The 12,165-nt window shown below is 30.7% G+C and carries 13 protein-coding genes and 1 riboswitch; of the genes, 11 read left to right on the forward strand and 2 right to left on the reverse strand.

All coding sequences use genetic code 11. From position 1 onward, the window contains the following. Positions 1-3 precede the first annotated feature (3 nt). The 7 genes from HMPREF9131_RS03905 to HMPREF9131_RS03935 all read left to right on the forward strand — a co-directional run bounded on the left by HMPREF9131_RS03905 (position 4) and on the right by HMPREF9131_RS03935 (position 6,640). The gene (locus HMPREF9131_RS03905) at positions 4-624 is read left to right on the forward strand and encodes a V-type ATP synthase subunit E (RefSeq protein WP_009345506.1); all 621 of its coding nucleotides are present in this window, start codon (positions 4-6) and stop codon (positions 622-624) included. After that, complete coding sequence (locus tag HMPREF9131_RS03910; RefSeq protein ID WP_004825514.1) at positions 621-2,393, forward strand: V-type ATP synthase subunit A; 1,773 nt, start codon at positions 621-623, stop codon at positions 2,391-2,393. The genes HMPREF9131_RS03905 and HMPREF9131_RS03910 overlap by 4 nt, the downstream gene beginning before the upstream one ends. Beyond that, positions 2,390-3,778, forward strand: a complete 1,389-nt coding sequence (locus HMPREF9131_RS03915) for a V-type ATP synthase subunit B (RefSeq protein WP_009345546.1) — start codon at positions 2,390-2,392, stop codon at positions 3,776-3,778. The genes HMPREF9131_RS03910 and HMPREF9131_RS03915 overlap by 4 nt, the downstream gene beginning before the upstream one ends. Further along, positions 3,768-4,394 (forward strand): V-type ATP synthase subunit D, encoded by a 627-nt coding sequence (locus HMPREF9131_RS03920; protein WP_009345566.1) that lies wholly within the window; start codon positions 3,768-3,770, stop codon positions 4,392-4,394. Before HMPREF9131_RS03915 ends, HMPREF9131_RS03920 begins: the two co-directional genes overlap by 11 nt. 85 nt (positions 4,395-4,479) lie before the next feature. After that, positions 4,480-5,886, forward strand: coding sequence for a sodium:alanine symporter family protein (locus tag HMPREF9131_RS03925; protein ID WP_009345548.1), 1,407 nt, complete (start codon positions 4,480-4,482; stop codon positions 5,884-5,886). Between the two features lie 118 nt (positions 5,887-6,004). Further along, complete coding sequence (gene rpsU, locus HMPREF9131_RS03930) at positions 6,005-6,184, forward strand: 30S ribosomal protein S21 (RefSeq protein ID WP_004825452.1); 180 nt, start codon at positions 6,005-6,007, stop codon at positions 6,182-6,184. Positions 6,185-6,196: 12 nt separating this feature from the next. Next, positions 6,197-6,640, forward strand: a complete 444-nt coding sequence (locus tag HMPREF9131_RS03935) for a GatB/YqeY domain-containing protein (RefSeq protein ID WP_009345559.1) — start codon at positions 6,197-6,199, stop codon at positions 6,638-6,640. Between the two features lie 36 nt (positions 6,641-6,676). Here HMPREF9131_RS03935 and HMPREF9131_RS03940 read toward each other — a convergent pair whose 3' ends face one another. Further along, positions 6,677-7,135, reverse strand: a complete 459-nt coding sequence (locus tag HMPREF9131_RS03940; protein ID WP_009345571.1) for a VOC family protein — start codon at positions 7,133-7,135, stop codon at positions 6,677-6,679. 333 nt (positions 7,136-7,468) lie between these two features. On the opposite strand from HMPREF9131_RS03940, the gene HMPREF9131_RS03945 reads away from it, so the two are divergent. Genes HMPREF9131_RS03945 through HMPREF9131_RS03955 form a run of 3 tightly spaced genes read left to right on the forward strand, consistent with a single transcriptional unit; the run spans position 7,469 to position 9,947 of the window. Continuing rightward, the gene (locus HMPREF9131_RS03945) at positions 7,469-8,305 is read left to right on the forward strand and encodes a serine peptidase (RefSeq protein ID WP_009345499.1); all 837 of its coding nucleotides are present in this window, start codon (positions 7,469-7,471) and stop codon (positions 8,303-8,305) included. Positions 8,306-8,319: 14 nt separating this feature from the next. Continuing rightward, on the forward strand, positions 8,320-9,312 hold the full coding sequence (gene floA / locus HMPREF9131_RS03950; RefSeq protein ID WP_009345632.1) for a flotillin-like protein FloA: 993 nt from the start codon (positions 8,320-8,322) through the stop codon (positions 9,310-9,312). Beyond that, the gene (locus tag HMPREF9131_RS03955; protein ID WP_009345495.1) at positions 9,312-9,947 is read left to right on the forward strand and encodes a hypothetical protein; all 636 of its coding nucleotides are present in this window, start codon (positions 9,312-9,314) and stop codon (positions 9,945-9,947) included. Before floA ends, HMPREF9131_RS03955 begins: the two co-directional genes overlap by 1 nt. A gap of 139 nt (positions 9,948-10,086) precedes the next feature. Here HMPREF9131_RS03955 and HMPREF9131_RS03960 read toward each other — a convergent pair whose 3' ends face one another. Beyond that, positions 10,087-11,355, reverse strand: coding sequence for a folylpolyglutamate synthase/dihydrofolate synthase family protein (locus HMPREF9131_RS03960; protein WP_009345550.1), 1,269 nt, complete (start codon positions 11,353-11,355; stop codon positions 10,087-10,089). A 51-nt stretch (positions 11,356-11,406) separates the two neighbouring features. Beyond that, a riboswitch (THF riboswitch) is annotated at positions 11,407-11,500 on the forward strand. Positions 11,501-11,536: 36 nt separating this feature from the next. Between HMPREF9131_RS03960 and HMPREF9131_RS03965 the strand changes: the two genes are divergently transcribed. Next, entirely contained in the window at positions 11,537-12,049 is a 513-nt protein-coding gene (locus tag HMPREF9131_RS03965) for a folate family ECF transporter S component (protein WP_009345611.1), read from the forward strand. Positions 12,050-12,165: the final 116 nt, after the last annotated feature.

The following is a 12,165-nucleotide window of genomic DNA, read 5'->3' on the forward strand; positions in this document are numbered from 1 at the left end:
AATATGATTTTACTAGAAAATAAAATTACAATTTTCACACATATGGTTTATGCCAAAAAAAGTGAAGAATGTAGAAAAAAATTAGAGGATGAAAAGAATTTATATAATCAAAAACTAAAAGAAAAAGAAGATGAGCTTAAAAAAACAGCTTCTGAAATTGTAAAAAGAAGAGTTGATCTAGCTAACAAAAATGGTTATGAATTAGTCTCAAAAGCTCATGAAGAAAATCGTATTGCCGAACTTTTTGAGGCTGAAAGACAATTAGATCAACTTTTGGAAAAGGTAAGGATAAGATTAAAAGATTATACAAAAACAGAAAATTATAGCAAGTATGTCCTTGGCACTTTTGCTAAAGCCTTAGAAGATTTAGATGATGATGAAATCTATGTGTATTTGAGAGATGCTGAGAGCGATGCTTTAAAAGACAAAATATTGGAAGAGGCTAAACGCCATAATATTTCAGTGGAATTTAAAAGATTGCCTGAAAAATTAATTGGTGGATTAATAATTTCTGATAAAAATGGGAACTACGAAATAAATCTAAGTCTATCTGAAAAAATTGAAGATAGTCGTTATAAGATTGGTTCAATGTTACATTTGATAATGAAAGAGGTGGAAGATTGAATACAGCTTATATAAAAAGCGTTGATGGCCCCGTAGTTGTTGGTTACAACATGAAGGATTTTAAAATCCGTGAAATGGTTGTAGTAGGTGAAGAAAAGTTAATTGGGGAAGTTATATCTATAGAAAAAGACTTGGGTACAGTACAAGTTTATGAAGAGACACAAGGCTTAAGAGCTGGAAGTCCAATAGTTTCAACTGGGGCTCCACTATCTGTAAAACTTGGTCCTGGTCTGATATCAAATATTTTTGATGGTATTGAAAGACCTCTTACAAATATTAAAGATAAGCATGGCAATTTTATGCCAGAAGGTATAGGCTTAATTTCTCTTGACACCGAAAAACTTTGGCAAACTCACTTCCTTGTAAAGGTAGGAGATAAGGTTAGCCAAGGTCAAATATTTGCTGAAGTTCCTGAAACAGATATAATCACACATAAAGTTCTTATACCAATTGGAGTTGAGGGAGAAGTTGTTTCAGTAAAAAGTGACGGTAAATACAATATAGAAGAAGAAGTTCTTAAAGTTAGGGACAAGGAAGGAAATGAAATTTCTGTAAAAATTAGCCAAGATTGGCCAGTCAGAGTTCCAAGACCATGCTTAGAAAGACTTCCAATAAATAAGCTTTTAGTTACAGGACAAAGAATTTTTGATGTATTTTTCCCTTTAGCTAAGGGTGGTACAACAGCAATACCAGGAGGCTTTGGTACAGGTAAAACTATGACCCAACACCAAATTGCAAAATATTGTGATGCTGATATTATTGTTTATATCGGTTGCGGTGAACGTGGTAATGAAATGACAGAAGTTCTTGAAGATTTTCCAAAATTAATGGACCCCAATACTGGTAAACCTTTGATGGCAAGAACAATTTTAATTGCAAATACATCAAATATGCCAGTAGCTGCTCGTGAAGCCAGCATTTATACAGGGGTAACTATCGCTGAATATTTTAGAGATCAAGGATATCACGTTGCTTTAATGGCTGACTCTACATCACGTTGGGCTGAAGCTTTAAGAGAAATTTCTGGACGTTTGGAAGAAATGCCTGCAGAAGAAGGATACCCAGCATATTTACCATCAAGGGTTGCAGAGTTCTATGAAAGAGCTGGTTATGTGGAAAGTTTTTCAGGACATGAAGGTTCAGTAACACTTATTGGTGCTGTATCTCCAGCCGGTGGTGACTTCTCTGAACCAGTTACTGAAAATACAAAAAGATTTGTTAATGTATTTATCGCCTTAGATAAAGACCTTGCCTACGCAAGACACTATCCTGCAATTAACTGGATGAATTCATACTCACAATATAATGATGCACTTAAAAATTACTATGATATAAATCTTGATGGTGATTTACCTAAATTAAAGAATAAATTTTTAGACCTTTTGCATCAAGAAGCTAAATTAAATGAAATTGTAATGCTTGTTGGTGAAGATGTATTACCTAATGAATCAAGGTTAGTGCTTGAAATTTCAAGAGTGGTAAAGGTTGGATTTTTACAACAAAATGCTTTTAATGATACAGATACCTTTGTGCCTTTAACTAAACAATTTGAAATGCTAAAAACAATTGATCTTCTTTATGAAGAAGGTAAAAAAGCATTATCTGAAAATATTCCAATATCCATAATCAGAAATGACGAAATTTATGGCGAAGTAATTAATATGAAATATAATATTGGAAATGACCAAATGGATAAGTTTGTAGAATTAAATAATAAAGTTAGAAGTTTTTATTCCAATCTTATGGTGAAGTATGAGGTGACGGAATGAAAAAAGAATATTTTACACTAGAAAAAATTGAAGGTTCATTGATTGAAGTTACAAATCTTCACCAAGTTTCTTATGGAGAAGTTGTTAAGATTAAATCAAAAACCACAGATGAAACACAAGTTGGTGAAGTCGTAAAAATTGATGACAACAGAGCTCTTGTTCAAGTTTATGGAACAAATATGGGAGTTTCTGGAAATAATACTGGCTTGGAATTTACGGGTGTTCCTTTTGAAGTTCCTCTATCTAAAGAAATATTAGGCCGTGTATTTAACGGTATTGCAAAACCAATAGATAGAGGTGGAGATATTTATTCAGGTAAATTCTACAATGTTAGTGGTAGACCTATTAATCCAGTAGCCAGAGAATATCCAAGAAACTTTATTCAAACTGGTATTTCTTCAATTGATGGACTTATGACTCTAATTAGAGGTCAAAAACTTCCAATATTTTCAGGATCAGGACTTGACCACAATCAATTAGCAGCGCAAATAGTTAGACAAGCTAAAATTTCAGGAGATAAAAATGAAAATTTTGCCATAGTTTTTGCTGCAATTGGAGTTAAACATGATGAAGCTGATTTTTTCAGAGAAGCTTTTAAAAATGCTGGAGTTAATGAAAGGGTTGTAATGTATATCAATTACGCAGACGATCCTATTATGGAAAGACTTATAACACCAAAATGTGCATTGACTGCTGCTGAATATTTAGCTTACGAAGAAAATACTCATGTGCTTGTTATTATGACAGATATTACATCATATGCTGAAGCGCTTCGTGAAGTTTCATCAGGTAGAGAAGAAGTTCCTTCTCGTAAGGGTTATCCAGGTCACCTTTATTCAGATTTGGCTGCTTTGTATGAAAGAGCAGGAATGATAAAAGGAATTGATGGTTCAGTAACTCTTATACCAATTTTGACAATGCCCTCAGATGATATTACACACCCAATAGCCGACTTGACAGGATATATTACAGAAGGACAAATAGTTCTTTCTCGTGACTTACAAGGAAGCGATATTTATCCACCTATTAATATTCTACCTTCTCTTTCAAGATTAATGAAAGATGGTATAGGTGAAGGATACACAAGAGAAGACCATGCAGATTTATCTGCCCAACTTTTCTCATCTTATTCTAGGGTTCAAGATGTTAGGGCTTTGGCTCAAATTATTGGACAAGATGACTTATCCGATGGAGATAAGAAAGTTTTGGAATTTGGAACAGCTTTTGAAAAGGAAATTTTATCTCAAAAACAAGATGAAAATAGGTCTATTGGTGAAACACTAGATTTAGGTTGGAAATTGCTTAGAATTTTACCACGTGAATATCTGGACAGAATCAGCCCAAAATATGTGGAAAAATATTTAGGTGATGAAAATGGCAACTAAGGTAGTTCCTACAAAGGCTAATCTTTTAGCAGTAAAGGCTCAACTTTCTTTTGCAAGAAAAGGTTATGAACTTTTAGACAGAAAAAGAACTGTTCTTATTAAGGAAATAATGGAATTAAATAAAAAGGCTGAAAATTTGCAGGAAGAAATTTCAAAGACTTTTGATAAGACATATGATTCTTTAAAATCAGCAACAGTATCAATGGGTAGTGAGCTTCTTTCTGAAATTTCAAAAGATGTGGCACCTGAAGAAGATTTTGAAATTATTAATCGTTCAGTTATGGGTGTTGATATTCCTGAAATAAAGTTTAATAAGAAAAAAGTTAAAACAGAATATTCTTTCCATGATTCAACTATGGATTTAGATGATACTTCTATAAATATGCAAAATTTATTGTACTTGATTTATGAATTGGCTCAGATTGAATCTTCATGTATAAGGCTTGCTGATGAAATTAAGAAAACAGTAAAAAGAGCTAATGCCTTAGACAAAATTCAAATTCCGAGATTTGAAAATACAGTAAAATATATTGAAGATATTTTAGGAGAAAAGGAAAGAGAAGACTTTTTTAGAATGAAGAAAGTTAAGAAAAGAAAAAAAGTAGTACAGAACTAATTTATTAAAACTAAAAGTTATGTTATAATCTATGGCATGCAAGATTTTGCATGCTATTTTTTATAATTTTTTAAGGAGAGGATATATGCTTGATTTAACTAATATTGTTAAAAATATTAATAGTATTTTGTGGGGACCACCTATGATGATAATATTGCTAGGTTTTGGAATTTTCTCCACTATTTATTTAGGATTTCCTCAGTTGAAAAGATTGCCTATAGGTTTTAAATCGACGTTTGGAGGAATTTTTAATAAGAAAAAAACTAAAAAAGGCTCAATGTCATCTTTTCAAGCCTTGGCAACAGCAGTAGCTGCTCAAGTTGGTACAGGAAATATAGGTGGAGTTGCTGCCGCCATTTCAATGGGAGGTCCTGGAGCAGTTTTTTGGATGTGGATGACAGCAATTTTTGGTATGTCTACAATTTCAGTAGAGGCAATTCTTGCTCAAAAATACAGGAGAAGAAGGAACGGTGATTTAGTAGGTGGACCTGCTTATTATTTATCACAAGGACTAAAAAATAAAGGTTTTGAAAATCTAGGAAAGTTTTTAGCAACAACTTTTGCAGTTTTAATTGTTGTAGCCCTAGGCTTTGTTGGTAATATGGTTCAATCTAATTCCATAAGCCTTGCTTTGGCAGAAGCTTTTAATATGCCTGCAATTATAATAGGTTTTGTTATTTCTATTTTTGCTGCATTTATTTTTATAGGTGGAATGGGAAGAATTGCAAAGTTTGCAGAAACAGTTGTGCCATTTATGGCTGTAATTTATTTATTGGGTTCAATTGTTGTAATGGTAAGATTTTCAAATATGATTGGTCCTACTTTTAAAGCAATTTTTGAAGGTGCTTTTTCATCTAAGGCACTTTTAGGTGGAGCTACAGGTATTGCTGTTAAAACTGCCATAAGATATGGGATTGCAAGGGGACTTTTTTCCAATGAAGCTGGTATGGGTTCAACACCAAATTCTCATGCGGTTGCCCATGTTGATCATCCAGTAATACAAGGCTGCGTTGCAATGATTGGAGTTTTTGTTGACACTATGCTTGTATGTACTGCAACATCAGTGGTTGTAATTGCAACAAAGACTTATCAAATAGACAGCCTTCAATCTGTAATGATTACAATGGAAGCTTTTAAAATTGCTTTTGGAAAAGTTGGTTCATCTTTCTTGGCAATTTCTTTAACATTCTTTGCCTTCACCACTCTTGTAGGTTGGTATTATTTTGGAGAATCAAACATTAAATTTTTATTCAAGAAAAAAGTTTGTTTGAGAATTTATCAATTTTTGGTACTTTTATTTATAATTTTAGGCTCAGTATTAAAAATTGAATTAGTTTGGGAAATGGCGGATATGTTTAATGGTCTTATGGTAATACCAAATATAATAGGTTTATTTATTTTATTAAAAGAAGTTAAAAAGATATATAGAGATTTTGACATAAGAAATAACAATGGAGAGATTTTATCATATAATTATTTATATGAAGATTAATTATCTGTAAATATTGATTTTATAGGAATTTGTAAAATAATATTGAAGTTTCTATTAATTTATTATATAATATTTCTGATGCCGAGAGGCGACTCTTTTCTATGAGAGGAGGGATATTTTGTCAGAAATTAGGGTTGGAGAAAATGAATCTTTAGACAATGCTCTTAAAAGATTTAAGAGACAATGCGCCAATAGTGGAGTTTTAAAAGAAGTTAGAAAAAGAGAACATTACGAAAAACCAAGCGTAAGAAGAAAGAAAAAATCTGAAGAAGCGCGTCGTAAAAAGCATAGATTCTAAAGAGGGTGAATTATGTCTATAAAAGACAAGTTAATGGCAGACCTTAAAGATGCAATGAAGAGCCATAACAAATTAAGAAAAGATGTTATAACTCTAATACGCTCAGCCATTAAACAAAGAGAAGTTGATGAACGTATTGAGCTTACTGACGAAGATATTCTCACAATTATATCAAAGCAGTTAAAAGAGAAAAAATCATCAATTGAAGATTTCAAAAAAGGAAATAGGGAAGATTTAGTAAAACAAACTGAAGACGAAATGAAAATTCTGTTGGAATATTTACCAAAACAGCTTTCCCAAGAAGATTTAAAAGAAATTGTAAAAGATGCAATTGATAAAGAAAATATTTCCTCAATGAAAGACATTGGAAAATTGATGAAAGCTGTCATGCCGCAAGTAAAAGGAAAGGCTGACGGTAACGCTGTTAATAAAATAGCAAGAGAATTATTAAATTAACCTAGGAAAATATCCTAGGTTTTTTTATTATAAGTATTAATCTATTGGCCTTATTGCTTCTAATATATTTCCGTCAGGGTCATAAAAATATAAGGCTTTACTTTTTCCCATACCATACTTTGTAGAATCAAATTCTTGAGGACTAGACATAGTTTTTACATTTTTGGCTTTGAGCATTTCATAAAATTTTTCTATATCCCAAACTTCAAAACATAACTCTGAAATTGAAGTTTCAAATAAACTAGGACTTCTTTTTGTAATTGGAGTTCCAACAAACTCAATAAGCTCTATATCGGCTGGAGAATTTTCTTTTGAATAAGAAAGGTATCCTACTTTTGCGTAAATATTTTTCTTTTGGAAAAGCTCATCTGAAGAAGCTCCCTCCATCACCATTTGACCCTTATAGTATAAACCTAATATATCTCTATAAAATTCTATAGACCTTTGTAAATTTGTAACTGTAAGACCTATATGACTGACTTTTCTAATATACATAAGTAACCTCCTTATACGCTTATATTATAGATTATAGATAATGATATTTGTTAAAAAACTTAATATATTTTAAAGTAAATTGATAAATTTTGGATTTTCAAATTGCCCTTGGAATTAAAATAAATTTATTACATATATGATTGTCTTATATTAAGGGGAAATATAGTGGTAGGAATATTAGAAAATATTTTTAATTTAATATGGATTTTTCAAAACTATAGATACTTTTTTTATTATTTACACATTGTAACAAGAAAATAATATATAATATCTATTAGAATAAAAATTTCTTAGAAGGTATTTTTTATGGGTATAAATAAATAGGAGGTTTATATGAAGAAGTTTATAGCAATTATTTTAATGCTAATTTTTGCAGTTTCTTTTTCAAATGTTTTTGCCCAAGAAATTTTTGACAAGGATAGATCTTATACCTTATCTTATGTAAGCTCAAAAAATTATAGTGATCTTAATTCTTCAAATAGAAATAATGAAGATAATTCTTTAGCAAACACTTTAGAGAAGCTACTGCTAAATAGAAATGTTCATAGAATTTTACTAACTATTGCCATGATGGCTATTGTCTTTGAAATTTTTAGTCCAGGGTTTGGTCTAGGTGGACTCATTTCAATAATAAGTATATTCCTATTCTTTTTAGGTACCTTTTCGGCAGGAAGTGCTAGTATAAGCAGTTTTGTTATGTTTATGGTTGGTATCATCCTTATCTTTATAGAACTTTTAGTCCCTGGTTTTGGTCTACCCGGTATTTCAGGTATGATTCTTTTAGCCTTAGGTTTAATTAATTCAATGGGAGATTTTACCTTTGCCCTAGTATCTTTGGCTATAGCTTTGATAATTTCCTTAATTCTTGGATTTATACTTTTTAAATTGGGTTATAATTTGAAAATTTTAGACAAATTTTTACTAAAAAAAGAATCTTCAAGCGAACAAGGTTATTTAAGCGTTGATAGTCCTTGTGTAAAAGTGGGAGATATTCTTTTAACTATAAGCCCTTTAAGACCTGTAGGAAAGGCAAGACTTATAAATAATAAGGAAGATGAAAGATGTAAGGGAGAATTTGAGGTTATTTCTTCAAATTCTTATATAGATAAAGATGAAAAAGTTGTTATAATAAAAATTAGTGGTTCAAAAATTTTTGTTGAAAAAAATTGATTAAAGGAGTGTATATGACTAATATTTTTCAAGTTGGTTCTTTAGGAATCATAATCTTAGTGTTCGTATTTTTAATAATGTTTTTTTCTTTTGTACCTGTGGGACTTTGGATTACGGCATTTTTCTCAGGTGTAAGAATTAAAATTTCTGATCTTGTAGGTATGAAGTTAAGACGTGTAAGACCATCAAGGATTGTAAATCCATCCATAAAGGCTACAAAAGCAGGTCTTAACCTTGATATTTCTGGTCTTGAAGCCCACTACTTAGCAGGAGGAAATGTAAATACTCTTGTAGATGCCTTAATTGCTGCCCAAAGAGCAAACATACCTCTTCAATTTGAAAGAGCTGCAGCTATAGATTTGGCTGGTAGAAATGTTTTGGAAGCTGTGCAAGTTTCTGTAAATCCAAAAGTTATAGAAACTCCAAATATTTCAGCGGTTGCTCAAGATGGTATTGAAGTTATTGTAAAAGCAAAAGTTACAGTAAGGGCAAACATTGATAGACTTGTTGGTGGTGCTGGAGAAGAAACTATAATAGCTAGAGTTGGTGAAGGTATTGTAACAACTGTAGGTTCTTCTAAATCGTATAAATCAGTTTTGGAAAATCCGGACTCAATTTCAAAAGTAGTTTTGGAAAAGGGACTTGATTCTGGAACAGCCTATGAAATTTTATCAATTGATATTGCAGATGTAGATGTAGCTAGAAATATAGGTGCTAGGCTTCAAACAGATCAAGCTGAAGCTGATAAGAGAATTGCTGAAGCAAAGGCTAGTGAAAGACGTGCCATGGCTCTTGCTCGTGAACAAGAAATGAAGGCTGAAGTTGAAGCTATGAGGGCTAAGGTTGTTGAAGCAGAATCAGAAGTTCCTATTGCAATGGCACAAGCTTTAAAATCTGGAAATTTAGGAGCTATAGATTATTATAAGATTAAAAATTTAAATTCAGATACAGATATGAGAAATTCTATCTCTAAGACCAGTGATAAAACTAAAAAGGAAAATAAATAATGCCAAAAAGTTTTATTTTTATAATTCTTGTTGCTTACGCTTTTTCTTTGTCTAACATTTTAAAGAAACAGAAGACGGGAGGAAGAGTAAAAACATCTTCTAAGGAAACTGAATATTCCAAAAAACTTAAAGAAAATAAAGAAAAAGAAGTAAAATTCTCATCTGAAAGTGCTAAAAGAAATAGGGAGATTATAAAGAGCATTTCTAAAAATCCTATTCTTACAAATAAAAAACTTCAAAAAGAACCACGAAGTCCAGAATATAATAGTGCATTTCAAGAGTTGAGGGACATCTTATCCCATGGAGTTGATTCAAATAGAGAAATGGCACATGATTTTGTTAAAAATTTATTTGAAAAGAAGGAAAACAGTAATGTAAAAAAATTTGACAATAAGGAATATTTGAGAAAGGCCCAAGAGGAAAAAAATCAGATAAAGGCATACTATGACCAGTTAGAAAAAAAAGAAGAAGCTTACAGAATGGAAATCAAAAAAGCTTCTGATGACGTTGAAATTAGTGGGAAAGATAGTGAAAAAACTGATTCGAGGGAATTTGATTTGCATTTTTTGGATTCAGACCTGGCAAATGCTGTAATTTTAAAAGAAATTTTAGACAAGCCTTTATCTTTGAGATAATTTGATACAAATTTCTTATTAAATAAGTTTATTTCGGGGACTTTTCTTTAGGACAAGCCTTGAAAAAAATAATTAATTTAATTTTCTATTAAAAAAAAGTAGCAGTTTCATATTGCTACTTTTTTCTTTAATTAATTATCTATTTATGATTTTTTAAAAAATGTCTTATATCTTTCATTAGATATAAACTTCCACACCACAATATTAAATCTTTTTTAGAGGAGAGCTCTAGAGTTTTATTAACTGCTTTTTCTATATCAGTTTCCATATAAATTTTCTTATCAGTATAAGATTTAAAAATGTTACATAAATCATTTATATCTGATTTTCTATCAGAATCAATTTCTGTTAAAACAACTGTATCTGCATATTTTGCCAATTTTTTTATTATTTTTTCTCTTTCTTTATCCCTTAATATTGAAAAGCCAAGAATTAATTTTTCATAATTAAATTTATCTAAGTTTGATATCAGAGAATTTATGGATTCTTCGTTGTGAGAGCCATCCATTAAAATCAAAGGTTTATCTGATATGATTTCTAACCTTGCTGGGTTTGTTGTCTTATAAATGCCTTGCCTTATTTTTTCATCATCAAGTACAAAAAAATTTTTTAAATAGCTAAGTATTGATAGGGCAAGAGATGCATTGTAGGCTTGATGTCGACCAATTAATGATGTCCTAACATTTTTATATTCTCTAAAAGAAAATTCATTTCCATTTATATCCTCATTTATAATATTAATTTCTGAAAAATCAAACTTATAAATCTCAGAATTATTTCCATCGGCAATTTCTTTTAACTCTTTGTAAACTTCATCTTTTTGGGGGTACAAAAAAGTTGGTCTAGATTTTTTTATTATTCCTCCCTTATTCCATGCAATTTCTTTTAAAGTTTTTCCTAAGAGATTTGCATGGTCAAGGGATATGCTTGTAAAAGCACTAAGTAGAGGTGATTTCATAACATTTGTTGCATCAAATCGTCCACCCATGCCAACCTCAATAATTGCAACATCAACTTTTTTTTCATAGAAATAAAGAAAAGCTGCTGCAACTTGTATTTCAAATCCTGTTACATACTTATTAATTTTATCCATTTCTAAAACAATTGGATAAATTTTTGCCAATACATTTTCATAATCTTCATTTGAAATTTTTTGTCCATTTATCTCAATAGAATCATTAATATCTGTCATATAAGGAGATGTAAAAGTTCCTACCTTATAATTATTAAAAAAAAGAGCATTTTCTAGGTAAAATACTAATGAGCCTTTGCCATTAGTACCACTTATATGGATAGTTTTAATCCTATCTTGAGGATTATTTAATTTTTCTAGAAGAAAGGCTACATTTTCAACAGTAAAATCCACCATAGGTGTTTTTCTTTCTATTAACCATTTTATATATGTCATATTAACCTCTGTTACTTGTTTTAATTTTTATTTTATTCTATAATGGATATTAACAGAGTAGGTAAAGAGCGTCAAGTGCTAAGAGATGGGTAGTTGCTCTTAGACGAAAAGCAGAGTCTTATGATTCTTTATTGCGACCGCTGTTTAGCTCTGTCTTATTTTTAAGAAAGGAGCTTTTTTTATGCAAAGACAAGTCATGTCTACAAAAACTTTAACAAGATCAGCTATTTTAGTTGCTCTTGCAATTATTTTAACTAGGTTTTTGTCTGTGATGCTTACAGAAAATTTGAGATTAGGAATAGGTTGGATGCCAATTGTTCTTACAGGTACTTTATACGGTCCCTTTGTCGGAGCTATTTGTGGTGTAGTTGAAGATTTATTAGGGATTATTATTAATTCTCAAGGAACAGTACATTTTGGTTTTACTTTATCCGCAATGCTTACAGGCTTAATTCCAGGACTTATTTCCTACTATTTCATGAAGAATAAGTCAGATAATCTAGTTATTGCAGTTTCGTGCATAGCAGTAGCTATAATTGTTCATTGTCTATTAAATACCTTATGGTTATCACAATTATATGGCAATGGATTTTTAGTCTTGCTACCAACAAGGGTAGTAAAGGTTGCTATTGAAACATTTTTGGTTATTGTTACTGGACAAATTACAAACAGATTATTAAAAAAAATATATTGATTTATATTAAAATAATAAGTGGGTGGCTCTTGTCACCCTTCTTTTTATTTTTTTTTATCAAATTGTAAATATCCTAGCTTTGGCATTGGATATTTAATTTTTTATCAGAGTATTTT

It is taken from the genome of Peptoniphilus sp. oral taxon 836 str. F0141, from assembly GCF_000179335.1.
Lineage (GTDB): Bacteria > Bacillota > Clostridia > Tissierellales > Peptoniphilaceae > Peptoniphilus_A > Peptoniphilus_A lacrimalis.